Below are 25,880 nucleotides of genomic sequence, written 5' to 3'. Positions count from 1 at the left end.
GAATGGCTCCGTCGCCAAATAAAGAAGAGGCGTCCGACGTGTTCACGCCGCTTGACGATGATAGTGCTTAAGCACACCGCCGAGTCGTTCGCGACACGCGACTGAACCGATCGAGACGACCTCCGGCGCTATTGAATTCGACGGCGTCAGCGGAGAATTGCCTTTCCCCTGATGCGGCCGTTCCTCGTGATAGAAGTCGAGGAACTCATTCACCAAGTAGTCCATGTGCGGCTCGCCAAACACAACGAACTTGTCCAAACATTCCTGCTGAATTGTCTGGATGAACCGCTCCACAAAGGCATTGGTATTCGGTGAACGGAACGCGCCAACTTTCACCTCGGCGCCATCTGCTTCAATCGCCGCATCAAACGCTGGCTGGAATTTGGTGTCCCGATCCCGTATGAGCGTTCCAACAGCTAGACCCTCCGACTTGGCGTGCTCTTGAAATGCCTGGGCTTGCTCCACTACCCACGATTCGTTGGGATGAAACGTCGATGGGGCGATATAGACTTGACGGGATTCAACGTGTAGAAAGATCAGTAAGTACAGATCCCGCCACCCCCTGAGCGAGAGCACCCCGTCCTGTGCAAAAAGTAAATTCGCGATATTTGATCGACTTGAGTAGTCCAAGAACCAGCGATGCAATGGCCGACGAATCGATGTCCCTGCGAGGGTTTTCGGTCGTGCTCCAGTATTTCGATCATTTGTTGGAGCATGAGCGCAGAAGAGCGATTACCGTTGGAAGATTGACGGTCGAAGAAGAAGAGAATGTGGCGAACAACTTCACGCCGCCTGACGATGATAGTGTTTCAGCACACCGCCCAGTCGTTCGTGACAGGTGATAGAACCGATCGATAGCACATCGGGCTGCGGCTCTCCGGGCGTCAGCAGTTCATTTTCCTTTCCCTGATGCGGCCGTTCCGCGTGATAGAAACCGACAAATTCTTTCACCAAGTAGTCCATATGCTGCTCGCCAAACACCACAAAATGATCCAGGCATTCGCGCTGCAGCGTCTGGATGAACCGTTCGACGAAGGCGTTGGTGTTAGGTGATCGGTAGGCCGATTTCACGACCCGAATGTCCGCGGCCTGGAACGTGGCGTCAACCTTGGCCGTGAGCTTCTTATCCCGATCATGCATCAAGGTGTCGATGGGTAGGTCAACTGACTTCACGTGCTCCAGGAACGCTTCAGCTTGCTGCATGGCCCACTCTTCATTGGGATGAAACGTTGACGGCGCGATGTAGACCTGGCGGGATTCGACATGCAGGAAAATCAGCAAATACAGATCCCGCCAGCCCTTCAGCGTCAGCACCTTCTTCGAATAGAAGTCGCATTGCCAGAGCGTCGCCGCATGCATCTTGAGGAACTCGTCCCACGTTCCTTCCCCGCGATTGGGACCTGGCTCGAGCCCATTCTCTTTCAAAATGTTTTTGACCGTGTTGCGTGACGGCGGCTTGATGCCGAGCTTCTTCAGTTCACCCATGATCCGCGTGTACCCCCAGTCGTTTTCACGGGCGAAACGGAGAATGAGTTCGCGGATTTCCTCTTTGGTTCGGGGGCGTCCTTTTCGAACTTGCTTGACGCCGCCCGGCTTCTTCGATTCGCGAATCCAACGGAGAATTGTACTTGGCCCCACAATGGTGACGATCTCGTGAACCGCCTGCCCCAGCTTCGCTCCAAACTTGACCAGCCGGTTCTTCTCTTGAGCGGTGACCGAGATCCGTCTCGGCAATTTGGACCGCAGCACCTCATTCTCGACCTTGAGATATCGGATCTGAGCAGCCAGCTCTTTTTGGGTCGATCCGGCGATCAGGAGCAGCAATTGGTGGTAAATGTTCTTCATCGTGCTAAGATGCCGAAGTCGTTGATGATACTGGAGATATCTTCTTTTCTGCACCCCGCAGCACGCTCGGCACTGCTCAAAATTCCCGTACGATTCATTTCATTGTGATTCGATCGCTGGTCGTAACGCCTAGTCGGGTCATGGCAAAAGTTCTCTGTTCGTAAAGGGTTCGGTTCGCTCCGAAGGGACCGAAAAGGACTCGGAATTCGTAACCTATTGCAACCGTTCGCTTTCCGTCATTTGGGCAGTAGAGAACTTTTCACGAAGAGGGTTTTGCACGGGGAGGTGGGAACTGTCGACCAGCCTGGCGACATCGCTGGTTAGCGCCGCGCTGCGTCAAGCGATTGAGTTGCGGAGGCCCGATACGCAGCGGCTGTTGCATCACAGCGACCGCGGCTGTCAGTACACGAGCGACGAGTATCAGCAGACGTTGCGAACATTGGGAATCACCTGCTCGATGAGCCGCACCGGTTGCTGTTACGACAACGCCGTGATGGAGCGATTTTTCTGGTCGCTGAAACACGAATGGACGAAGGTTGAAGAGTTCGCAGATATCGAGGAAGCGCGGCTCAGCGTCTTCCGCTACATTGAAACGTTCCACAACAACGAGCGAATTCACCAAACGCTCGGCTACCTAACGCCGAACGAGTTCGAGGCTCGGCGCAATTCAGGCCTGACCGCGTAAAATTATCGAACCTTCAGCGTCCACCAGTCCTGGGCTGGGGCAACTTTCATTTCGCCTGCTCACCAAAGATTGGCGCGCTATGCTGACTAATTCCTCTGCAGCGGTCGCGCTCTCAGCTTGAGCCGTAAGGTGCCCCATTTTTCTTCCCTCGCGCCACTCGGATTTACCGTACAGATGAACCTTTACGTTCTTCATCAAATGCATAACTTCCCATCGCGGTTCTCCATCCATCCACAAATCTCCCAGCAGATTAGCCATCGCCGCCGGCCGGAGTTGCGCCGTGCTCCCTAGAGGCAATCCGCAAACGGCTCGGACTTGTTGTTCAAATTGACAGGTCGCATGCGCCTCAATCGTCAAGTGGCCAGAATTGTGTGGACGCGGCGCCAGTTCATTGACGATCACCCTCGCGTCTTTGGTGAGAAAGAACTCGACGCAAAGCACTCCGACGACATCCAATTGTTCTGCGATCGAGTGAGCAATTTCGACCGCTTCTTTCACGATCTTCAGAGTCAATCCGCTAGGAGAAACTGATACGCTGAGAATGTGGTTTTCATGGCGATTCAGGATCGGATCGTAGTGAGCCATCTCGCCATTGGCTCCGCGAGCGACAATTACTGAGAACTCCAACGCGAAGTCGATCAGTTTCTCCAATACCGCAGCTTGAACGCCGAGCGACCGCCAGCCTAACTGCGCGTCCGCGATTGATGATAATCGTACTTGTCCTTTGCCGTCATATCCCCAGCCAGCGGTCTTGAGGATCCCAGGAAAAAGTTCCGGGGAAGTCGATTGCAATTCCGCGAGATTGCGAATCGACGCGTAGGGGGCGACGGGAACGCCGATTCCGGCTAAAAACGCTTTTTCATTGTCTCGTCGTTGCGTCGTTCTCAAGACTCGACAGCCGGGGCGCACTGGAACGAAACGTTGAATGACTTCAATTGCTTCAACGTTGACGTTTTCAAACTCGATGGTAACGACGTCGACATGCCGGGCAAAGCTTTCAATCGCTTCAAAGTCATCATACGGGGCTTGAATTTCCAAGTCCGCCAATTGGCCTGCCGGGGTATTCTTGCTGGGCGAAAACACGTGTACATGATAGCCAAGGCGGCGAGCGGCCAGCGTAAACATTCGACCTAACTGACCGCTTCCTAAGACCCCGATTGTTGCGCCGGGGGAAATGATCGGCGTCATAATACTGAAGTCTCCATTACTTTGAGTTCTTCCGCTTTCACGAAGTCTCTCAGACGTGAGCGGAGTTCCGGATGATTGTTCGATAGAATCCGCACGGCCATCAGCCCGGCGTTTTTTGCCCCCGCTTCACCAATTGCGAATGTCGCTACGGGAACGCCGCCGGGCATTTGTACGATCGATAGCAATGAATCCAAGCCTGACAAAGCCCTCGATTGGACCGGTACCGCAAGTACGGGCAACATTGTTAATGACGACAACATCCCGGGTAAGTGAGCAGCCCCTCCAGCGCCGGCGATGATAACTCTCAAGCCGCGCCTTTCCGCGGACTCCCCATACTCAAACATCCACTGCGGAGTTCGGTGCGCGGAAACGACGCGACATTCGTGCGGAATCCGAAAATGCTCGAGAACTTCTACCGCACGTCGCATCGTTTCCCAGTCGGACCGACTTCCCATGACAACACCTACTCGCGGCTTCAAAACGTCATTCATTGGAATATTGTCTCCCCGAAGTTTGCCTCAAATTCTTTGCTCGCGTCTTTGTAAACGCTAAAGACGCCAGTCTCTTTCAGGTAGAAAACAGTCGTGACTTCAAGAAGGTCTCGCTCCCGCCGTTCGGTAATGAGCCTAGAGTTCTTTAGGGCAGCGGCATAATTCAAGGTGCGGCTCTTCCACAAGCGATTTTTCGCCATTCGTTCGCGAGCGCCTTGAAGCAGTTTATCGCCGGAAGCCCCAGCGAAATCGGGCCTTGGAACTTGCGAACGCGTCGAAATTACGTCTTCTGATGCGTGCCCACAAACGACGATTCCGCGGAGCCTGAATCGCTCAATCGAAAAGTCGAGTACTCTTAAGACCGGAGATCCATCGACGGGCGCCTTCATCAGATGCTCGGTCGGCACTCGCAAGACCAGGTTTGCGAAAGAGTCGCCGACTCGTTCCATCGCACGGTCGATTGCCGGATCGGACGATGCGATCCAAAGTCGGAGCGCACCTCTGCGTCCCGCCAACTGGTCGTACTGTCGCTCCAAGTCTTGCATCATGAAGTAGCCCGGACCTCTGGTTTCGTGAATCATGCCTTTCGTCCTAGTTAGACTTGCTGAGAAAATTTCAAACTTGTCGTTCGGTTAGGTAACGTCGATTCGCGCTAAGATCCAACGTTCAATCTCGTCAACGCACTGTTCCCACGTCCAAACGTCCGTTGGGACAATCAAATCGGCGTCCGTAGGCTCCAGATACGGGCTTGTTACGCCGGGAAAGTTACGGATTACTCCACGTTCCGCAGCGGCGTAGCGTCCCGAAGAGTCGCGCTGACGACAAGTTTCGACGGTGGACTTTAAATGAACATGCAAGAATCTCTGCGGACCGATCAGTTCCTTGGCTTGGGATCGCGTACGCTCTTCTGGCGCCACGAATGCGGCCAAACAGACCACGCCAGCGTCATTTAGAATTCTCGCGATTTCTGCGGCGCGCCGCAGATTCTCGGAGCGTTCTTCCGCTGAGAACCCCAAGTCGCGGCAGATCCCGAATCGCAAGTTCTCGCCATCGAGCACCGCGACCCCCATCCCTTTGGAAAACAAGCGCTGTTCCAGTTCGTACGCAATCGTCGTCTTTCCCGAACCGCTGAGACCGCTGAGCAGCACGGTCGCCACGTCATGCCCCGAGCGTCGTCGGCGTGACACTTGCGATACGCGGCTGGCGGTCAAGGTTAAGCCCTGGCCATTTCTGCGACGCTTGTCTGCGCCGCTTGCGAAGGAGTCTCCTTCGCTAGGTAGGATTAACCCTCCCGCCACGGTTTCGTGCGAGACGCGATCGACCAGAATAAACGAGCCAGTCTTTCGATTTTCGCAGTAAGGGTCATAGGGGATCGGACGATGGGCGTGGATTCTACAGCGCCCAATGTCATTAAGCTGGAGCGTATTGACTGGGATGCTTTCGCTCGTATTGAAGTCGAGACGGGAGAAGACGTCTTCCACTTCAGCGCTGGTGCGAAGGGTTGATTGTTTCAACCAATACGATTTGCCCGGCGCCAGCGCCTCTTGCGACATCCAAATCAAGTGCGCATCAAAATAATGACTCACTTGGGGAGGCGAGGTGGGATGAACGAGCCAATCCCCTCGCGAAATATCGATCTCGTCCTCCAGCGTCAAGGTGACCGCTTCGCCCTCTACAGCAGCGGTCTGCTGACCGAGAAACGTGACAATCGAACGAACGCGACTCATCTGCCCCCCTGGAACGACTTGAACTGCGTCGCCAACTCGTAGCGTTCCCGAAAAAACGGATCCGCTGTAACCTCGGAACTCCGAATCTGGCCGCGTGACGCGTTGCACGGCAAACCGCAAAGGGGCGTCGTTCCGCTCGGAATTCGCCGGGCACTCTTCCAGGGCCTGTAAGAGGGTGACGCCGTCGTACCACGGCATGTTTTGACTCGATTTAACGACGTTATCGCCGCGCAGTCCGGAAACCGGAATGGCGATGATCGAGGCGCCAGTCAGCTTACTGATGGCCGCCTCGAATTGCTCTCGAATGCCGTCAAAGACTTTCTGGTCGCATCCAACCAAGTCCATCTTGTTGATCGCCAGAATCAGTTTTCGGACGCCCATCAGCGAGGCGATGGCGGCATGTCGACGCGTCTGGGTCAGTAACCCTTTTCGCGCGTCGACAACCAATACCGCCGCCTCCGCTTTGGACGCCGCCGTCGCCATGTTACGGGTGTATTGTTCATGCCCTGGGCAATCGGCGATGATGAATTTTCGCTGGGACGTTTGAAAGTAGCGATAGGCGATGTCGATCGTAATTCCTTGAGCCCGCTCATCCTCGAGACCGTCAACCAGCAACGCTGGATCGATATCCTCGCTCGTCGATCCGAAACGTTTGGATTCGCTCCTAAGCGATTCAATTTGATCATCGAAGACGGCGCCGCAATCCAGCAGCAGCCGTCCGATAAGCGTACTCTTGCCGTCATCGACGCTGCCGCAAGTGATAAAGCGAAGCAGCGTACGCGTTGACGTCAATGCCGAGCTATTCTGGGAAGTCTGCAGCAAATCCAGGGTTTCGCTAGATGGGAACATACGCATTCTCAGTTGAACAATTCCGTAAACCGTCGACTTAGCGGAGCGGGCACTTGGCGCTAGAAATAACCGTCGCGTTTCTTTCGTTCCATCGCCGCCTCTTCTTCGCGATCGACCGCTCGACCGTTTCGTTCGGAATCTCGCGTTAACCGCAGCTCGTCGACAATCTCAGCGACCGAAGCGGCGTTTGAGAGGGTCGCTCCCGTTACGGGGTAACACCCCAACGTGCGAAAACGGACGTTTCGATACGTCGGCTCTTCCCCCGGAGCCAATCGCATTCGCTCATCATCGACCATGATGAGACTTCCATCACGTTCGACGACAGGACGTGATTTCGCAAAATAGAGGGGCGCCAGGCGGATCTGCTCCAGCTGGATATATTGCCAGATATCGAGTTCCGTCCAGTCGGACAATGGAAAGACTCGCATGCTTTCGCCACGATGAATCCAAGTGTTGTAAAGGTTCCATAGCTCAGGACGCTGATTCTTGGGGTCCCAACGATGATTGCGGTCGCGAAACGAGAAGACCCGCTCCTTTGCCCGCGAACGCTCCTCCTCGCGCCGCCCTCCTCCCAGCGCCGCATCAAAGCGATACCGAGTCAGGGCTTGCTTGAGAGGCTTCGTTCGCATCACTTCGGTGTAGATGCGACCGTCGTGGTCGAAGGGATTGACCTGATCTCGAACTCCTTCCTGATTGATCTCCACCAATACGTCCAAACCAAGTTCACTCCGCACATAGTTTTCGCGAAACTCGATCATTTCCCGAAATTCCCAGGTGGAGTCGATGTGCAGGAGCGGAAACGGCGGCTTCTCGGGAAAGAAAGCCTTCCTGGCCAGATGGAGCAGGACGCTCGAGTCTTTGCCGATGGAGTAGAGCAGAACAGGGTTTTCAAACTCTTCCGCCATTTCCCGCATGATGTAAATGCTCTCCGCCTCCAGTTGCCGGAGGTGGGTTTTCGGCAAGACGCTCTCTGTGGCGTCGTGTTCCGTCACTTCTCGCAAGGTATTGGTCATAGCGTTTCCCGATCGCCAAAAAGTCGTTTAATGCCAGGCTTAACTGCCTGTTGAAAAATGCCATCGTGGCATTTTCCAACCTCGCCAGGCTCAGAGCGTAGCTCTTCGCGGCTCGCAAAATAACGACTTACGTCGCTATTTTGGGATCGCATCCATGCGATCACCAGTCCGTCGAGAAAATCAACGGACTGTTAACACTCGGTCGGCGGACAGATCTGCCAAGCGTGCGATTCCGTCCAGCGGTAGTAGCCATCGTTTTCCATCACGACGAGCGACACCCAGCCATTGCTGACCAAATCCCGTACTCCCGTATGGTTCTGCAGAATCGTTTCCACCCGCTCTCGCGGCGCATCGACGAGGACGAGCAGTCTTTGCGGTTGATGTTGAAGCTTGGATCCGTCGTGTACCGACTGCCAGGGAAGTCCGGTCTTCAAATCGCCTCCGTTCCCCTCGAAGACGCCGAACTTGCCGACGACGTTGTGAAGCAATTTATTGCCGCTTCCAAACGCCTGGTTGTCGACCGTGGAGGCGTAATACTGAAGATTGATCCAGCTAGCGACGACCGTTGGCGCGGTCAGGATTAGCTCCAAGACTTTTCCCTCGACATCCCGCTCCGGGTCATAGCTGTGCATAAAGATTCGGCCGCCCAAATCAATACCTGCGGTTCGCCAGCGGGGCGCGATGACAAATGCAGCGTTGCCCGCCAGGCCCCACTCAGGTCTCGTTTCCGCCCAGTCTTGGCTGCGGCGGATTAGGTCCTGCGGCGAAGATGCGTCCATCCGACCGCTCCGTTCTTCGCGGCATAGTTGGCTGGCGGTTCGCATCGATTCCTGCAATTGCGTCAACTCCTCTCGATGAGTATCCGGCAGCAGATCGACGTCGAGGATTTGAATCTCGTCCGTGGTGGTCTTGTGCAACGCCGGAACAAACCAGGTATCCTCGGGGATGACGATTCCACGGAGGCGCAGGTACTGACGAACCACGTCGTCATTCAACAGCCTCGTGGCGACGCGAGCATTGGGCGCTCCGGAATGCCCGCCGCACGCTCCACAATCGAGTCCAGCGTGATAAGGATTATTCGTGACTTCGGCCCCATGACCGCAAAATGCCACGATCCGCGCGAAGTTGTCGGTGAGCCCCAGGTTTCGCAGAACGTTCTCCGCAATGCTGCACCGCTTCTCGATCGAGAATTCCGAGTCGAATTCGATCGATGTGCCGTCTCCACTTTGAGTACGCGTAAGCCGTCCATCGGTCGCGAATTTGCTGGAAGCGAAGAACCGCAACGAATTCAGCGAGTCCTTCAGCAACTTCGCTACGAAGAACGCTCCTACCGTTTCGACAAAGCTGAAGCAGGACGCGGCGGAAGACTGAAAAGACTTCCAAATCGCACGTTGATTCTTAGCCGCCAGCCGTCGTCGACCGTCCGCCGCCTGTTCGGCTTCCGACGCCCCCGATTCGATCTCGTGGACGGAGAATGTGGGCTGAAGGAGCACGGGGCACTGAGCAGAGCCCTTTCCTCCACCCAGCGAAACGTACTGCATCGGAATCCCGAAGAAGCCTGCGAAGCCGAACGATTCCACGTTTTCCGCAGCCTTCTCAAGATTGCGTCGCATTACTTCCGAACGGACGTCGATGCAGAAGACAAACTGCGCCGCTTTGCGAGTCGCAACGCTTTGAGACTTTTCCCCGTCGGACAGCTGCCCGCAAAGTCTTCGTCGGAAAGCTATCTCGACGGCAGTTTGGCAAACGTATCTGGCGAGGACCGGAGCGCTGGGCGCGTTGGGGCTCAAATCCGAACGCTCCAACAAATGCTTCCATCGCTCGCTGTGGTACGAAGCTGAAGCCGCAGCTGGCAATTGACGCTCAACTAAGGCCGCGTCATAAGCGAGGCGAATCGCCAACAACCCAATCAAATCGCCTTCGCCGTGAGACTCGTGTCGACGACTTCCCCCTTGGTTTTTGATGAACGAGGCCCAGCCTGCGACAGAGAAGATCTCACTCAACAACACGCATCGCCATCGGGCAGGGGCCGCCCCCAGTCGAGTCAGAAGTTGCAGAATCGCCTCGCTCGGCTTCGCGGGCAACCCTTTGACGAACTGACGAAAATCTGCGACGCCTAACATTTCCATGCGTCGACTTATCGTGGCGGAGTTTCGCCAGGCAGTGAACAGCGACTCACTTTTCCAGGGATTCGTCCATGACGCCTGTCCTTGGTCGAAGTAGCTGGCGACGTTACGAGAAATGTCGTTAATGATATGGCTGTTCCAGTCAGACCCCTCACTTTGATCAATAAGTTCCGCAATTGTCCAAGCGGTTCGTTCAGGGGCCTCCGTTGGCGAGGCATTGCCGTTCAGAATGACTTCAATCTCGGCGAGATCGATCTGCTGATACCACTCTGGGTATTCGTGTGCGGCTTGCTTTAGCGCCTGTTCGAGATCAGTCCGCTCGAATCCATTCTCTCGAAACTGTTTCCGAAAAGTATCCATGGAAGGTAGGAGTTCGCAATCTCGCACTTCCGCCATCATTCGCCGCGCGGTCAGAAACTTTTCTTCGCTGAGTCCGAGAAACGGATTGACCGCCACGTAATCCGCCAGCGACCAGAGCGGCGGCGTCATTTTCTCGACGTCCGCCAATAGGCTGCTGAGATGGGGAGCGCGAGAATTCGCAACTTGCTGCGAAATCGATTCGCTCGATCGCGTTCCGCCTAACGACGCATTCAAGGTCATTTCCATCGCACCTATCCCTTTTCGTGAATGTGATTTGCTTCGTATCGCTGGTCGAATTACGGGACCGGATTGAACCGCGCCCAGAAAATTCCTGTCAGCCGTCGAGCTGGAATGTCGAGGTAAAAGCCGTTTAATGAGTGCACGTAGAATATCTGCAGCATTCGATTTCGCTCCGTCCAGGAAAGAATCGATTCCAGTGCGAACAAGCCGACAAAGCCGATGGAAAGAGGAACGATCGAGAACGCCTGAGTAAGCGTATCTCCAGGCGACGGATGTGCGACGGAAGTCCCCAACCAGGCGTTCATCGCAATAAACGCGGCGAAATAGCATCCGGCGACGAGCGTCGCGATTCCTACCGACTGCAATGAAATTTGCATCGATCCGGTAGCGAAGCTCCGCACCAGTAAGGTCGCCAAGGCCAGCACCAGGACGATTCCCAGCACTAGGCCGCCGCTCTTTTGAGTCAGATCCAGTTGGAACAACCAGGCGATCGCCGTGCAAATGACGGCGCTCACCAAGATAGCGCCCGCGGTAGCGGCGAGACGGAAGGAGAGCTTTCTGTCGGTCAACAGTTTCGGGTCCGTTCGCCCAGCCTCTTCGAGAGCGCTGCCGGAGCGTAGAAACGCATAGGCCTTGTAAATTGAGTGGGCGACGAGGTGCAGCATTGCTGTCGAAAACGCGCCGAGACCGCACTGCAGCATCATGAAGCCCATTTGAGCGATCGTGCTGTAAGCCAGTTGACGTTTTATACTGGACTGCGTCAGCATCATTACGCCTCCTAGAAGTGCGGTGAAACCGCCGACGAACGCCAGAAACCCAAGCGCGACCGGCGACAGCGATACGACGGGACTGAGTCGAATGATCAGGAACCCGCCAGCATTGATAATTCCCGCATGCATCAGGGCCGAAACCGCCGTCGGGGTCTCAAGCGTATCCGGCAGCCAGGTATGGAACGGAAACTGCGCTGATTTCGTCATCGCTCCCAATACGTAAAGCGTACTGATGATCGTGATGCTCCAGGTTGCGTCTCCCATCCGTCGGGCGTGGTCGGCGGATGCGAAGATTTCGGCGAAGCCAAAGCTACCGAACTCGTGATAAGTGAGCCAAATCGCTGCGAGCAGAAACAGGTCTCCGAGACGGCTGATCACGAACTTCTTTCGAGCAGTCCAGACCGCCCAATTTCGGTCGCCGTAGTGTCGCAGCAGTTGATGGAGGCCAAAGCTCGTGAGGGTCCAGGCGAACAGCACCACAAGAAGATTGCCCGAGACCACGAGCATGAGAACGGAGCCGAGAGTAAATAGGGTCCAGCGAAGAAATCTCCCCTGAGTCGCCTCGCCATCCAAGTTGCGACAGGCGAACCCGAGGATGGTCCAGCCAACCGCTCCAATCAGCAGCGCCATCGTTGCCGAAAGCGCGTCCCAATAGAACCCGCTCCCCAGCAAACTGGTCGACGACTCGATCGCTGCGTTCCTCTCCATGGGCCCAAACTTGAGCAGCAGAGCTACTCCGCAGACAATCAAGGTGAACGAGGTAGCTGCGAGAAAGATCGCCATTCGCCGCATAGCGACGGCATGCCGATTCGCCCAGCCGCTCGGAATTAGCCCCGGCGTTATCAGCAGCAAGATCGCTGAGGTCAGGATCGCAGAATAACATCCCATTGAACGCCACCATTCCAAGAGTTTCGAGAATTCGCGAACACGCAAAACCAAGTTCGTGAAATTTAATACGCGACATTTTTATCGTCAATCGTGCGTCGCCTTTAAATTCGGTAAATTCTGCGGACGGCTTGAGTTGAAATGCGTCTCGAGAGTCCGGAAAGAATATTCCGGATTGCGACTTCCCGACTCGAAAGCTAGAATAAAGCGTTATGGGCACTCGGTTTACGGCTTGAGCCTCACGCCCTGGGGCAGGACCCTGTCTTCGCAATACGCAAATGAACGCGACGGAAAAAAAAAGTGGAAAAAAGGCTCCGGCAGCAAGCCGTGAGCCTTCGCCAGCGAAAGCAGTCAAAGAGGCGGAAAGCCCAGAGCCGTCGCCTGCCGTCAATCGCTGGACTTTCCTGACGAATCATTCCCACGTCCTAATCGTCTTGTCACGCGATCCCACCATGGTGCTTCGGCATGTGGCGACGGAGGTCGGTATTACCGAACGCGCCGTCCAAAGAATCATCGCCGACCTGGAAGAAGAAGGTTTCCTCGTGAAGGAAAAAATCGGGCGACAGAACACCTATCGGATCATTCTCGACCGTAGCCTTCGCCATCCGATTGAATCGCATCGAAATATCGGCGATTTGCTAAAACTGGTGTCGAAATAACGCCGATCCTCGTTGCAAGAATTGCGCGGAGGGAATGCGTCTTGTTCCGTTTGCAAGTGCGCCCCATTAGTCCAGCGTAAAGACACCTGTAATTCGCCATTTCGCGTAGGTAAGACCTTGCGTCACGGCAGTTTTGTAACGGTCGCCTGCCCAGTCTGGATAAACCGCTCGACGAAGGTATTGGTATTCCCAACCTCCCAAAATTCCGAGAATTGTTCGGCCAGCTCGGCTGTGGCGCAAGGCACTCTGAATTCCTAAATCCCTTTGGCCCACCCAGTTACTCGCTCAGAACAAACAGAGAACTGTTACGAATAGCATTTTGCACGGGGAGCCTTCCAAAGCCTGGCGATTTCGCCAGGCTTTTTTTGTGCCTGCTCGTCATCCACCGCCCATCTGGTCGCAGGCAAACAGGATGCATCTGACCACGCTTGCTCGCGAAGAGCTGATCGTCCGCGGCGTCAGCCCGGGCCTTGGCTGGCGTTCTTTCTGACCCGGCCAGGAAGAGATTGAAGCGTGGCTGTTTGGACTAGAAGATTCGCGACTGCGCCAATGTCGACTGTGACCGATTTCAGAAATCTACCACCGTGCGATTTTTTTGACTTCCCACGGGCGAAGCGATATCGCGCCGAACTGAGGCTCTGCCGAAAGAGACTATCGCGGACGATAGCGGCACACGTCGCCCCTCCTTTTCCCCGCTCCCCCTATCGCTCGTTAACCCGATCGGCACAAAGCGCCTGCATCACCTTCCTTGGATTCTCATAATCGATCGCCGACAGTGGCGTACAGTTCAACTTAAACGACGTTTCATGCGGCGAAAGATCGGCTTCACCCAGATAGATCTTGGCCCCCATGATATGGTCATTCATCGAGCCAGTCACCGAGCGGCTGAACGCCTTCGAAAAGTACACCGTCGCCGTCGCTGGGGCGATGAGCTTCTGGTACGCAATACTCAGACCGTCATCATCCAAGACCTCGCGAATCGTACTCAGCATTGCGTCCAGAAACCGCCCGCCATCCGGTATGCCTCGCCCATACAGTACCGCCGAGTAGAGCGTGGCGGTGTTCGTGACCAGGATGAATTGCGTTCGAGAAACCGTAAATAGATGCGCACTCCAATCCGCCAGCGGATTGTCATCTAGCGGATACGACTTCTTTGGTGAGGCGTCGATTTTTTTGCCCAGCTTTTGGGTCAGACGAACAATCATGGGACGCAGTTGCGGCGATAGAAATTCATTCGTAAGGCTTGGTGGTATTCTACCATTTTTCGCTTGGCGGAAGCATAGCGGTCCGTTGATTTTCTCGACGGACTGCGTGATCGCAGGGATGCGATCCCTAAATAGCGACGTAAGTAGCTATTTTGCGAGCCGCGAAGAGCTACGCTCTGAGCGTGGCGAGGTTGAAAATTCTTCGCAGGGATGTATTCTCGCCGCTCCCCCAGGGTGCTTGGCTTGCTGGAACGATGAAAAGGGTGAGAATGGTAGGTTTCGCAACGCCCCCCAACGTTGAACTCTCCGTTTTCCAAGGGATGGAGCCTGACCGTGTCGAAAAGTGGACGCCGCAACCGCCGGATTGGTATTCGAGATCGCTTAGGCCAGCTTACGTATCGCGCCGCCTGTCGCTTGCTGGGAGACGAAGATGGCGATGTCCGTCTGCGTCGCGGTGGGCGATTTGAAATCGAGCTGGCGCGCGACGTCTATCTTGGCGGCGACATGTTGCGTGTGAATGTCCCCGATGCGGAGCATTCCGCTGGCACTCCGATCGTAACGATCGTCGAAAAGACCAACAAGCCAAGCGGCCTCCATCTCCACTGCGACGCCTGCGAGACCAAGTGCGATCATCTCGCCGCGGCGCTCGGCATGGTACTGGAAGAAAAACTGTCGCTCGGCTTGTCGGCGCCGCCAGACCCGGCGGAACCGATCGAGAACTTAACCGAAGAAGAGTTGTTTCGCCGCGCGCTGGCCGATCGAGAGCAGCGGGCCGTATCGGAGAAGATGACTCTCAAGTCGCTCGATCCCGAGCAACCTTGGGCCGACTATACCATCACCAGCCGACAATCGGGCAAATCGTATCGCGTGTCGCTGCGCGGCTTTGAGCCGGGCCAATCGTATTGCAGCTGCCCAGACTTTCGAGTGAATCATCTTGGCGTCTGCAAACATATCTTGCATGCGCAGACCAAAATCAGGAAGCGGTTCTCGCAGAGACGGCTCCGTCAACCTTATAAGCGACGGAATCTATCGCTACGACTCGACTATGGCGCCGAGTTGGGACTGCGATTTAACTTGCCGCACCATCTCGACGCCCAGGCCAAACGAATTCTGGGGCCGCTGCGCGATCGCACGTTCGACGAGGTCGACAAGGCCGTCGCCGTCATACGAAAGCTGGAGCGAGCCGGGCACTCGGTCCACGTCTATCCTGATGCGGAAGAGTTCATCGAACAAGGTCTGTTGCAGCGTCGGTTGTTCGACATCGCAGCCGAAATCCGCAAAGATCCCGGCAGTCATCCTCTGCGGAAGGAACTTCTCAACGCCGAACTGCTCCCTTATCAAATGGACGGCATCGCCTTCGCCGTCGGTGCAGGACGAGCGATTCTGGCCGATGACATGGGACTGGGTAAAACGATCCAGGGTATCGGCGTCGCCGAGTTGCTCGCCCAGCACTCAGACATTCGCCGGGTGCTGGTCATCTGCCCGGCGTCCGTAAAAAGCCAATGGCGAAACGAAATCAACCGATTCTGTGGACGCAGCAGCCAACTGGTAATCGGCCGAGGCGCCGAACGGGCCGAGCAATACGCTAGCGACGCCTTTTTCACCATCTGCAATTACGAGCAAATCCTGCGCGACCATCCAACGGTCGAACGAGTCGCCTGGGATCTGATCATCTTGGACGAAGGTCAGCGAATTAAAAACTGGGAATCGAAAACCTCGCGCATCATCACCGCACTCCAGTCTCGTTTCGCGTTGGTGCTGACCGGCACGCCGCTAGAAAACCGTCTGGAAGAGCTTTTTACGGTCGCCAGCTTTGTCGATGACCGGCGCCTGGGGCCCGCTTATCGCTTCCTGCACCGACATCGCATTGTGGATGATCGGGGCAAAGTCAAAGGCTACCGAAATCTGGATGAACTACGAGAAACGCTGAAGCCGATTCTTTTGCGGCGCACGCGCGGCAGCGTGATGCGCGATCTGCCGGAGCGCACCACCGAAGTGGTTCGCATTCAGCCGACCAAAGAACAGCTCTTCATGAGCGAGGAGTACGTCCAGCAAGCCGCAAAAATCGCCGCCAAGAAGTACCTCACCGAGATGGACCTGATTCGCCTGCAAAAGTTCTTGCTGATGGCCCGCATGGCGTGCGACAGCACCTTCCTGGTGAATAGAGAAGAGCCGGCCTATAGCAGCAAACTGGCGACCCTGGCCGAACTGCTCGAACAGTTGGCGGCCGAGGAAGATCGAAAAATCGTCTTGTTCAGCGAATGGACGACGATGCTCGGGCTGATTGAGGATTTGCTAAACAAATGCGGAATCGATTTCGTACGGCTCGACGGCAGCGTGCCGCAGAAGAAACGGCAGCAATTGGTGCATCGATTCCAGCACGATGACGATTGCCGGGCCATCATCATGAGCAACGCCGGCAGCACGGGCCTCAATCTTCAAGCCGCCAACACCGTGATCAACGTCGATCTCCCCTGGAATCCGGCGGTGCTGGAACAACGCGTCGCCCGAGCACACCGTATGGGGCAAAAGCGTTCGGTTCAAGTCTATCTGCTGGTGACGGAAGACACGATTGAAGAGCGGATGCTGGCCACCCTTTCGGCCAAGCACGACTTGGCACTAGCCGCCCTGGACGTCGACTCTGAAGTGAGTGAGGTAGAACTTCGTAGCGGCATGGATGAACTCAAACGCCGCTTAGAACAGCTGCTCGGCGAGAAACCGGCCGCTCCGGTCGACGTCTCGATGCAAACCGCAGTCGAAACCGAGGCGAAACAGGTCGCCGGTCGCCGCGACAAAGTCGCGGCCGCGGCCGGAGAACTGCTGGGCGCTGCGATGAACCTGGTCGGCGAGCTGGTCGAAAACGGCCAGGCGGCTGATCCGCAAGTCGCTCAGCAAATTCGATCTGGTTTGGCTCAATGCGCCGATCGTGACGAGGCGGGGCGATTGCAAGTCCGGTTTACGCTTCCTGACGACAGCGCCCTGGAAAAACTCGCCGCAACCCTGGCGAAACTATTGGTCGCCCAAGCGTAGGCCTCTCTCAGATCGTAACCGCTCCCTTTTCCCTGCCAGGCGTTGGCGCAGAGTTCTTCGCCGAACTGCGTTTCGAGATCGTGGAGCTTCGCTCGGCGAAGACTTAATTGACGAACGAGCCGCCATGTCGCAGCCTGAGCCTGACAATCCGTTTCAGTCGCCAGCGGCGATTTCGCCGGCGGCCGATGCTGAGCGGCCGCCAGCTTCAGACGCGCTGGGCGTCGCGATTGCGAAAGCGGCGATTCGCTGGTTTCTCGTCTGCGGCATCAGCGCCATTCCCAGCTGGGTGATTGCCCGGGATCAGACTTCGGCCGTGGTTGGCGGGATGGTGACCGGCATCTTGTTGTTCGCCATCGGCTATACGTTTTTGGATGTGGCGACGCGCAATCATTGGCTCCGCCAGCAGCGAGCCATCAAGTGGACGATGCGGATCACCTACGGTACGCGAATGGCGATTTCGATCCTCTATCCGGTCGGCTTCTTCTTCGATCTGTGGTGCGGCCTGGTCGCGGTCTCGGCCACCAGCTTTCTCTTTCGGACGATCACCCATCACGATATTGAACCGATGCGGTTCGCTGCGACGCTCATAACGACGCTGGTACAAGGTTGCCTGCTGAACTGCGTCCTGGCGATTTATGGGCTGGTTGTTTATGCGGTTTGTTCCGCTTTCTTCGCTGGCGTGAAACGAGGGCAAGCCTTGCCGGATGATCAAGCGGTTCGGGCTGGGCGGTAGTCGAGAACGTCGAGAAAATGAGTCGGTAGACTCCAACCGTTCACAAATCTAACAGCGAGCCCTACGGACCACTCCCAGCATTAACAAACGACCGCAAAGAGCCAGGTTTCACCGCATAAGAAACAACAAATGAAGCTTCGCACAGACATCCCATGACCAGCGTTCCCAACTCTATCTCGTCGGCTTTACGTTTGCCCAGCAGGTCAACCTTCCTCAGCTGTACACCATCTCGGTCGATGATGATCGGCCGATTCTCCTGGATGGTCTTCCGCTGCTGTTTGCCGATCCTGACCTTGGCGATCAGGCGCTGCGCACTTCCAACGGTGGAGCGGCGACCATCGGCCCGGCTCCCAGCGAAGTCACTTATGTATTCGACTTTGGCCAGGCGATTCACACGCTCCAAGGCGAAGAGGTGGCGCCCAACGCCATGTTGCTCGTCTGCTGCAACGCCCTGCTCGACTTTCACAAGTGCATGGCGGAGATCGTCCCGCGCAAATACAACCAACAACTCAGCCGGTTTGCCGATCACCTGACCTTCGACCTCGACCTGGCCAGCTATTTCCGCAGTTCCGGCATCGCCCGTCAGCAGCTGTTACAAATCTTCTTCTGGTCGTTGGGGGCGATTCAATATCATGCAATAATCATCGACGAGGCGGTTTGAGCACGAAATTCTGCCGGCGCCTGATAACAAGGGACGACTCAGAACTACACCCCAAGTCGCCGCATCCATATCGCTCACGCCAGATCCTGCAGCACGGCTTCGGCGGCTCGCCGGCCGGATGTCATGGCGCCCTGGATCGATGCGTTGTCGCGATGATCTCCGCAGACATACAGTCCCGGCCGGCAACGCACGGCTCGCTGCGGTTTCTCGAGGGCGCCCGAGGGTTGCGATGGAAGTGCATAGGGAATGGAATACGTCTTCAAATGCCGCCAACTGTCGACCTGCGTCCCAAACCAGTCGCGCAGTTGGCCCAGCACTTCGGCCTCCAGTTGCTGCGCGTCGGTTGGGTTCCCCAACACCGTGACCGAGACCAAGCTCTGGCCGGCATCTCCGTAGCTTGGCGCGACGGCGGTCGGGACGCAGAGATTGTTGATCGGGCCGCGCCCCTCTCCATTGAGCATCAAAATCGGGCGATCAATGGGGGGCTTTGCAGCGGTGAAATAAAGACAGGTCACTCCCTGACTCAACTCCGGCGCGGGCAGGTCTAGCAGTTTGGCGGCGCTGGGTCCCTCGCTCGCGACCACCACCGCTTGCGTTTCGATCTCCTGACCAGAGACAAGTCGAATTTTGGTTGGCTCAACCGTCGCGACTGGGGAGTTCAATTGCACGGCGCCCGGGTGCAGTTGGTCGGCGATTTGCTGCGGGATCGCCTGCATTCCGGCGGCCGGCAAAGAGGCAGTTCCTGACGAAAACATCCGGAAGACGAAATACAACATCCGACTCGAAGTCGCCAGGTCGGCATCGAGAAAGATCCCGCCCAAGAACGGCCGAAAAAATCGGTCGATCATCGGCTCCGAAAAGCCGGCCGTTTTCAGAGCATCAAGTGTCGACGTCTCGGGGCGGGCAAACTGGTCGACCACCGTTCCCTGCATGACTTGACTGCGAAATCGCCCGACGCGAAGTTTATCGGCCGTGGTTCCAATCGGCGAGAACAACGATCGTATCGCTCCCCAGGGACGTCGCCACGGATCGGTCAATTCGTGAAAGCGACCACCCGACCGCACCAAGGCGCCCGGCTGAAAACCTTGCAGTTGTAGCGCCGCAAAGTCGAGCACCTGCTGCGCTTCCGGATAACTGGTCAGCAAGACCTGAAATCCCCGGTCGAGCAAAAAGCCATCGACCTCATCGGTCCGCATCCGACCGCCCACGCCATCCGACGCTTCGTAGATCGTGCAGTTGACGCCCGCCTGTTGCAGCCGCAGCGCACAGCAGAGGCCAGAGATCCCAGCACCGACGATCGTCACATTGGCAGACATGGTAGTGCATCCTTGGAAAGCGGCGCAATAAATCCGGTGGGAGGTGGTATCGCGCTAGGTTCAATCGTTCGTTTCGTCACGTTGCGTCGCTGCCCGCGCGATGTTGCGAAGCATGCCCGCAAACACGAACTGGTGCAGCGGGTAGACGCTATACCAATAGGCCAGTCCCGTCAGGCCGACCGGATCAAAGATCGCCGTCTGGCGAATTTGGCTGCCTGCGGGAGAAGGAGTAACCTCAAACTCCAACCAGGCTCGGCCCGGCAACTTCATCTCCGCCGACAGTCGCACCAGATGCGCTGGCTCGTAGGCCTCGACTCGCCAGAAGTCCAACACGTCGCCGGTCCGCAGTTGCTCGGGATTGCGACGACCGCGGCGGACTCCGATGCCTCCCACCAGCAGATCCAGAAATCCACGCAATGACCAGAGCCAATTCGCATAGTACCAGCCCTGCTTGCCGCCGATGCGACGGATCGGAGCGAAGGCTTGCTCGGCAGGGATCGGCACTTCTAGCGTGCGCGAGTCAACCAATCGCGAACCAAACCTGGCGCCTCCCCATTGCGGCAATTCTCCCCCCGCCGAAAGCGCATCGGACCACCGAGTTTCGGCAAACTCGTGGTCTTCGTGGACGAGCGCCCGCTGGATCGCTTCGGGAACGGTTCGAGGGACCACGTCAAACGTCCGACTGGCCAGATTGTTCGATAGCAGCGTCGGGTTGCGCAGACTTTCGACCAGCTTGCGGCCCACTCTGGCGTAGAGCGGCGTGACCAGCCCCAGCCAAAGGCTCGACAGGTAAGGAGTCAGAAAGGGAATCGGAACCAACCAGCGCCGTAGCCCGCGCTGCTTGGCGTACTCCCGCATCAACTCTCCATACGACAACTGATCAGGGCCCCCAATCTCATAGACCTGAGAATGCTGGATCGGCAGATCGAGCGCCGCGACCAGGTAAGCGAGCAAGTCTTCGATCGCGATCGGCTGAGCTTTGACGCTCACCCACTTCGGACAAACCATAGTCGGCAGACGTTCGACCAGGGCCCGAATCATTTCAAACGACAAGCTGCCGGAGCCGATCACGATCGACGCGCGGAACTCGATGACATGCGGATGGTGCATCCGCAACACATCTCCCGTTTCCTGCCGACTCCGCAGGTGCTTCGAAAGTTTGTGATCCGGATTTCCTAGCCCGCCGAGATAAACAATCCGCTGCACGCCGGCGGCGGCAGCGGACTTCGCGAAGTTCTCGGCGGCGATCCGATCCTGTTTTTCAAAATCGGTTTGCTCGCCCAGCGAATGGACGAGGTAGTAAGCCGTGTCGACGCCGGCAAACGCTTCGCCCAGAGACGCCTGATCGAGCACATCTCCCTTCACGATCGAGGTCGTCGGCCCGGCCCAATCGCTCAAGGCTTCCGGCCGCCGGGTCAGGCAACGCACATGCCGCCCCGATTGCTGCAGCAGCGGCAGCAATCGTCCGCCAACGTAGCCGGTCGCCCCGGTCAACAAGATCGCTCCAGCCATTGGCGGTTCCCATTTGATTCGATTTCAATCCGGTACGCGGGGACACCCTTTAGCCGCGCGGCAGCAAATGGCCGAGGCCGCCATCCAGGCCCAGGACTTGTCCCGTCATCCAGTCGTTCTCTGACTGCAGCAGCCAAGCGGCCAGCGACGCCACTTGTTCCGGCTCCCCGAATCGCCCCAGCGCATGCATCTTCTGCGAAGCGCTGGCCGCTGCGGGACTGTCCCAAATTCTTCGCGTCAATTCGGTCCGGATCAGCCCGGGACTGATGACGTTCACGCGGATATTCTGCGGGGCGTACGTCGCCGCGGCGGATCGCGCCAGACCAATGACTCCTCCCTTCGCGGCGGCAATCGCTTCGTGATTCGGAATCCCGATCTCAGCGGCCGCCGACGCGAACAGCACCATCGAACCGCCACGCTGTCGCAACAGTCTGGCGCCGGCGCGAACCGTGGCGAAGGCAGTCACTAGGTTGGTTGCAATCACTTCCTGGAACTCTTCATCGCTCGTCAAATGCGCGGCCTTCAGCAAAACCGAACCGACGCAACAAACAAGCGCGTCCAGCGGACCATGCTGCTCGGCAGCCTTTCGTAAGTCGTCCTCAAGCGTTATAGCCTGCTGCTGATCGGTGACCAGCCAAGGTTGCTGGAGCGTGGCGCCAAGTTGCTCTAACTTCTCTGCAGAGCGGCCGACCAGCAGAACCTGATCCCCTGCGGACGCCAACCGTTGGGCCAGGCAACTGCCGATCGTACCGGTCGCTCCCAAAATCGCGGTAAAAGGCATCATTCCCCCCTTGGTTGATGGCATGTGGAAGGCGCCCTGTTTGCATTTTGGCGGCAGGACGCTGGGATGGCGGCGGACAAGAATCCAAGGGAAGAGACCGTCATTCCAACCGACAGTTAACCAGCACGTGCAGAGTTCTCTTCAACCGAGCACCTTGTCGCGAAACCTCCCTCCGTCCAGACCTTGAACCTTCGCCGCGCCCCCTCATTTTGCTTGCCAAACCACCCCGATTTTTGGTATAAATATGTCCAGGCATGCCGTGGGTCCAACCCACGAGTGATCTGTATGAATTTGCATTTCGCCGACCCCGTGGAGACGGGGAGTGATCTTGCCGCCGGGCAACGTTCCTCCTTCAACCAGGAGCGGAGCGAACGTGAGCCCAGCAACGGAACCGGTCGCCTGCGATTTGCAGGGTGTTCACTGGCTGGGTCTCCGTTGCCTGATCAAAACGCGTCCCTTTTGCGGCGCTGTTTGTTGGAACGTACGCGCGCTGCGGGTCACGCGTTGTCAGCAAGGTTTTTCGCGGGCGATCACCGGGCGGAACGCAAGCGTTGGGCGAGCAACAGGTTGCGTCAATCTTTGCCGTGTGAGCCAGCGGACGAGCAGAAAAAAAGTGGCGGCTTGAGTCCACTACGATGAAAAAACGAAACGGTCCGGTCCAGTCCTCGCGGAAAAAACTTACTCGTAGGGTGCGTCTGGACGCACCGAGAACCTGCCGTTGCGGTCGGCGTCAACATCACGTGGCAACGCAACGGCCTGGACGATTGCGTTACCACGCGGTTTTGGAATCGACCGAGTTGGCAGGCTCGTGGTGCGTCCAGACGCACCCTACCTTGGAAAAATTTTTTTTCGTGGTCCAGTCCAGTACGTCGAGCAAGAAAAGTGAATCGACCAGTCCAGTCCGATCCCATCGTAGCCCGAGTGCGCAAGCCGAGGGAATGCGGCCCCCATACGCCAGCGGCCCATGGAAAAAGGTGAACCCAGCGCTGCATCTCCTGGGGGCGACTTCGCACTGGGCTACTTTGGCGGCGCCCCTTTTGTGGCTGAAGAAAAAACGTCGCGGTCCGGTCCTGGCTGTCCGCGCCAAAGGGCGTCATCCCTGGGATGACTCTTGGTAATCTGAAGAGAATGGACATCGGCCCGTTCACGCGGTCCGAACATCAATCACTTCATCGGTACTCGCCTCCATGGCCAAACCAACCTAACAGTCCGTTGATTTTCTCGACGGACTGCGTGATCGCAGGGATGCGATCCCAAAATAGCGACGTAAGTCGTTATTTTGCGAGCCGCGAAGAGCTACGCTCTGAGCCTGGCGAGGTTGGAAAATGCCACGATGGCATTTTTCAACAGGCAGCTAGGACTCCGGGGGGCCGATGTTCGAGTTTCAAGTCGATCAACACGCCCGATTCGCCAGCTCAAAAACAGCCCAATCCGCCAAGGCAAACAGGCCCCTGGCGAGTACAACAGGATTTGGTAGCGTCGCTAGGCTCCGACTTCCGGCGGCGATTGAGATACTCTCGACCCCACAGTGCTCAACCCCACAGTGCAAGCGTGAACGTGATTCAAACAGAAAAGATGTCGGCCGACACGCTGGCCGAGTTGTTTCAGCCTCGCCGGAAGATCACCGGCATGTCGGCGATTTTACTGCCATTCTCCAGCGACGGCGCGATTGATTGGGATGGCTTTGCGGCGCATGTGCAGCGGACGCATGCGGCTGGCTTGGCTCCGGCCGTCAACATGGACACCGGCTATGGCAACCTGATTGATGACGCGATCCGTCGCCAGGCGCTGCAGCTGACGCGCGAGTTGATTGGCGACGGCAAATTTGTCGCCGGCGCTTTTGTGGGCGATGCGCCGGGCAGTGCGTTCAACCTGGACGCTTACCGCCAGCAGATCGATCTGATCAACGAATACGCCGGGACGCCGGTCATTTTTCAGTCGTATGGCCTGACCAGGCAAAGCGACGCTGCGATCGCCGACGCCTATCGTCAGATCGGCGAGTGCGCCGGCGAGTTTATCGGCTTTGAGCTAGGCACGATGTTCGCCCCATTCGGCAAGATCTATTCGCTGGAGCTGTATGCCGAGCTGATGGGCATCGCCGAGTGTACCGGCGCCAAGCATTCGTCACTCAGTCGTGAGCTGGAGTGGGAACGCCTGATCCTGCGGAATCGTACCCGGCCTGACTTCCGCGTCTTTACCGGCAACGACCTGGCGATCGACATGGTGATGTATGGCAGCGATTATCTGCTGGGGCTCAGCACCTTCGCGCCGGAAGAATTCGCAATGCGCGACGCCTATTGGGAAGCGGGTGATCCCCGGTTTTATGAGCTGAACGACTTGCTGCAGTACCTCGGCTTTTTCGCGTTCCGCGATCCGGTGCCGGCCTACAAGCATAGCGCGGCGCAGTTCCTGTTTGATCGGGGCTGGATCAAGTCGTCGCTGACCCATCCCAACAGCCCGAAGCGTCCCGACTCGGACGAGCCGATCTTGCATGACATCTTGGTCCGGTTAGAAAAGCTGACCGGCTAGGTTCGCGCAGAAGGAGCGTCATGGACAGAACGTTGACCGTCGCCCTGCATGGCGCCACCGGGCGAATGGGCGGAAACCAACACCTGATCCGTTCGCTGCTGGCGATCATCCAGCAAGGCGGCGTACCGCTGGCCAGTGGCGATACGCTGCAAGTCGAGCCGATTTTGGTCGCTCGCGAAGAGGAGAAGCTGCGGCAGTTGGCGCTGGAAGTCGCGCCGCAGCAGATTGGCCGGGCAGTGGAGTTCTCGACCGATTTGGAGGCAGTAATCGCCGACAATCGCGTTGACATTGTGTTTGACGCGGCCAGCACGCAGGTTCGCCCCCGCGTCATCCGCGCGGCGGTCGAACATGGCAAAGCGATCTACTGCGAAAAACCGGTCGCCGTCGAACTGGCCGAGGCGATTCAGCTGGCCGAGCTGTGCGAGACGGCAGGCGTCAAGAACGGCGTGGTGCAAGACAAGCTGTGGCTGCCAGGCATCTGCCAACTGCGGAAGCTGCGTGACGAAGGCTTCTTTGGCGAGATCTTGGGCGTGCGGGGAGACTTTGGCTATTGGGTCTTCAGCGGGCACGATCCCCAGCGACCGGCGCAGCGGCCCAGTTGGAACTATCGGGCGGAAGACGGCGGCGGCATGATCATCGACATGTTCTGCCACTGGCAATATTTGCTGAATGATTTGCTGGGGCCGATCGCGGCGGTGTTGACGCATGCCAAGGTCGACGTGCCACAGCGGATCGACGAAGCGGGCAACGCCTACCAGTGCACCGCCGATGACGCCGCCTATGCGATCTTCGAGATGGAAAGCGGCGTCACGTGTCAGTTCAATAGCTCGTGGTCGACCCGAGTTCGCCGCGATGATCTGCTGACCATTCAGATGGATGGAACGCAGGGATCGGCCGTCGCCGGGCTGCGCGATTGCTGGGTGCAAGACCTGGCGTCGACGCCAACGCCGGTTTGGAATCCCGACGTGCCGCAGCCGATCAACTTTTGCGAAGCTTGGCGGAAGCTGCCGGCGCCGCCGGTCGAAGAGAATGCGTTCAAAACGCAGTGGGAGCTATTTCTGAAGCACGTCGCCGGCGAAGGGGACTTCCCCTGGTCGATTCGCGCCGGCGCTGCTGGCGTCGCGCTGGCGCAGGCCGGGCTGCTCTCGGCCCAAGAACGCCGCTGGGTGAGCCCGAGCGAGTTGCTAACGTAGGCTGGGACGCGTCCCAGCGGTAAACGCCAGCGAACTTCCGACCACTTCGACGTGTCTTACGGATCTCTATTTTCGGCCCATT

Annotated in this window: 21 protein-coding genes; 7 read left to right on the top strand and 14 right to left on the bottom strand. The window is 57.2% G+C overall.

The genetic code is table 11. The annotated features are described in order from the left end of the window. Window positions 1-42 precede the first annotated feature (42 nt). Window positions 43-465 carry an integrase core domain-containing protein gene (locus Enr8_RS20595; RefSeq protein ID WP_222434921.1) on the bottom strand — a complete coding sequence of 141 codons (423 nt, stop codon included), beginning with the start codon at window positions 463-465 and terminating at the stop codon, window positions 43-45. Window positions 466-783: 318 nt separating this feature from the next. Then, entirely contained in the window at window positions 784-1,845 is a 1,062-nt protein-coding gene (locus Enr8_RS20590) for an integrase core domain-containing protein (RefSeq protein WP_146435302.1), read from the bottom strand. A gap of 154 nt (window positions 1,846-1,999) precedes the next feature. On the opposite strand from Enr8_RS20590, the gene Enr8_RS20585 reads away from it, so the two are divergent. Beyond that, window positions 2,000-2,530, top strand: coding sequence for an IS3 family transposase (locus tag Enr8_RS20585; protein ID WP_146435300.1), 531 nt, complete (start codon window positions 2,000-2,002; stop codon window positions 2,528-2,530). Here the strand turns inward: Enr8_RS20585 and Enr8_RS20580 are convergent. From Enr8_RS20580 to Enr8_RS20550, 7 genes are all read right to left on the bottom strand, one after another. Beyond that, complete coding sequence (locus Enr8_RS20580) at window positions 2,513-3,718, bottom strand: 5-(carboxyamino)imidazole ribonucleotide synthase (RefSeq protein WP_146435298.1); 1,206 nt, start codon at window positions 3,716-3,718, stop codon at window positions 2,513-2,515. The genes Enr8_RS20585 and Enr8_RS20580 overlap by 18 nt on opposite strands. Next, window positions 3,715-4,209 carry a 5-(carboxyamino)imidazole ribonucleotide mutase gene (purE, locus tag Enr8_RS20575; RefSeq protein WP_146435296.1) on the bottom strand — a complete coding sequence of 165 codons (495 nt, stop codon included), beginning with the start codon at window positions 4,207-4,209 and terminating at the stop codon, window positions 3,715-3,717. The genes Enr8_RS20580 and purE overlap by 4 nt, the downstream gene beginning before the upstream one ends. Continuing rightward, entirely contained in the window at window positions 4,206-4,790 is a 585-nt protein-coding gene (locus Enr8_RS20570; protein ID WP_146435294.1) for a hypothetical protein, read from the bottom strand. Before Enr8_RS20570 ends, purE begins: the two co-directional genes overlap by 4 nt. 51 nt (window positions 4,791-4,841) lie before the next feature. Then, window positions 4,842-6,728 (bottom strand): adenylyl-sulfate kinase, encoded by a 1,887-nt coding sequence (gene cysC / locus Enr8_RS20565; protein ID WP_222434920.1) that lies wholly within the window; start codon window positions 6,726-6,728, stop codon window positions 4,842-4,844. 116 nt (window positions 6,729-6,844) lie between these two features. Next, window positions 6,845-7,798, bottom strand: coding sequence for a sulfate adenylyltransferase subunit CysD (gene cysD, locus Enr8_RS20560; protein ID WP_146435290.1), 954 nt, complete (start codon window positions 7,796-7,798; stop codon window positions 6,845-6,847). A gap of 191 nt (window positions 7,799-7,989) precedes the next feature. Then, the gene (locus Enr8_RS20555) at window positions 7,990-10,530 is read right to left on the bottom strand and encodes a YbcC family protein (RefSeq protein ID WP_186767767.1); all 2,541 of its coding nucleotides are present in this window, start codon (window positions 10,528-10,530) and stop codon (window positions 7,990-7,992) included. Between the two features lie 50 nt (window positions 10,531-10,580). Next, entirely contained in the window at window positions 10,581-12,077 is a 1,497-nt protein-coding gene (locus Enr8_RS20550) for a proton-conducting transporter transmembrane domain-containing protein (protein ID WP_186767766.1), read from the bottom strand. Between the two features lie 380 nt (window positions 12,078-12,457). Here Enr8_RS20550 and Enr8_RS20545 point away from each other — a divergent pair, with 380 nt between their 5' ends. Next, window positions 12,458-12,838 (top strand): helix-turn-helix transcriptional regulator, encoded by a 381-nt coding sequence (locus Enr8_RS20545; protein WP_146435284.1) that lies wholly within the window; start codon window positions 12,458-12,460, stop codon window positions 12,836-12,838. Window positions 12,839-13,539: 701 nt separating this feature from the next. Here Enr8_RS20545 and Enr8_RS20540 read toward each other — a convergent pair. Next, complete coding sequence (locus Enr8_RS20540) at window positions 13,540-14,043, bottom strand: DUF6933 domain-containing protein (RefSeq protein ID WP_146435282.1); 504 nt, start codon at window positions 14,041-14,043, stop codon at window positions 13,540-13,542. A 333-nt stretch (window positions 14,044-14,376) separates the two neighbouring features. On the opposite strand from Enr8_RS20540, the gene Enr8_RS20535 reads away from it, so the two are divergent. Further along, the gene (locus Enr8_RS20535) at window positions 14,377-17,073 is read left to right on the top strand and encodes a DEAD/DEAH box helicase (protein ID WP_222434919.1); all 2,697 of its coding nucleotides are present in this window, start codon (window positions 14,377-14,379) and stop codon (window positions 17,071-17,073) included. Window positions 17,074-17,197: 124 nt separating this feature from the next. Further along, window positions 17,198-17,806, top strand: a complete 609-nt coding sequence (locus tag Enr8_RS20530; protein ID WP_146435280.1) for a hypothetical protein — start codon at window positions 17,198-17,200, stop codon at window positions 17,804-17,806. A 61-nt stretch (window positions 17,807-17,867) separates the two neighbouring features. On the opposite strand, the gene Enr8_RS20525 is transcribed toward Enr8_RS20530, so the two are convergent. Next, window positions 17,868-18,200, bottom strand: coding sequence for a hypothetical protein (locus tag Enr8_RS20525; RefSeq protein ID WP_146435278.1), 333 nt, complete (start codon window positions 18,198-18,200; stop codon window positions 17,868-17,870). Window positions 18,201-18,218: 18 nt separating this feature from the next. Between Enr8_RS20525 and Enr8_RS20520 the strand changes: the two genes are divergently transcribed. Then, complete coding sequence (locus Enr8_RS20520; RefSeq protein ID WP_146435276.1) at window positions 18,219-18,467, top strand: hypothetical protein; 249 nt, start codon at window positions 18,219-18,221, stop codon at window positions 18,465-18,467. Between the two features lie 74 nt (window positions 18,468-18,541). Here the strand turns inward: Enr8_RS20520 and Enr8_RS20515 are convergent, their stop codons facing one another. From Enr8_RS20515 to Enr8_RS20505, 3 genes are read right to left on the bottom strand one after another with little or no spacing between them, the layout of a single operon-like run. Continuing rightward, window positions 18,542-19,783, bottom strand: a complete 1,242-nt coding sequence (locus Enr8_RS20515; RefSeq protein ID WP_146435274.1) for an NAD(P)/FAD-dependent oxidoreductase — start codon at window positions 19,781-19,783, stop codon at window positions 18,542-18,544. Between the two features lie 60 nt (window positions 19,784-19,843). Then, a complete protein-coding gene (locus tag Enr8_RS20510; protein WP_146435271.1) occupies window positions 19,844-21,295 on the bottom strand; it encodes an SDR family oxidoreductase in 1,452 nt (483 codons plus the stop codon). 49 nt (window positions 21,296-21,344) lie between these two features. After that, on the bottom strand, window positions 21,345-22,076 hold the full coding sequence (locus Enr8_RS20505; protein WP_246120183.1) for an SDR family NAD(P)-dependent oxidoreductase: 732 nt from the start codon (window positions 22,074-22,076) through the stop codon (window positions 21,345-21,347). A gap of 1,557 nt (window positions 22,077-23,633) precedes the next feature. On the opposite strand from Enr8_RS20505, the gene Enr8_RS20500 reads away from it, so the two are divergent. Both Enr8_RS20500 and Enr8_RS20495 read left to right on the top strand, forming a co-directional pair. Then, window positions 23,634-24,605 carry a dihydrodipicolinate synthase family protein gene (locus Enr8_RS20500; protein WP_246120182.1) on the top strand — a complete coding sequence of 324 codons (972 nt, stop codon included), beginning with the start codon at window positions 23,634-23,636 and terminating at the stop codon, window positions 24,603-24,605. A gap of 20 nt (window positions 24,606-24,625) precedes the next feature. Further along, window positions 24,626-25,798, top strand: coding sequence for a Gfo/Idh/MocA family protein (locus tag Enr8_RS20495; protein WP_146435269.1), 1,173 nt, complete (start codon window positions 24,626-24,628; stop codon window positions 25,796-25,798). Window positions 25,799-25,880 lie beyond the last annotated feature (82 nt).

The organism is Blastopirellula retiformator, assembly GCF_007859755.1.
GTDB lineage: Bacteria > Planctomycetota > Planctomycetia > Pirellulales > Pirellulaceae > Blastopirellula > Blastopirellula retiformator.
This window is presented reverse-complemented; position numbering and strand designations above follow the sequence as displayed.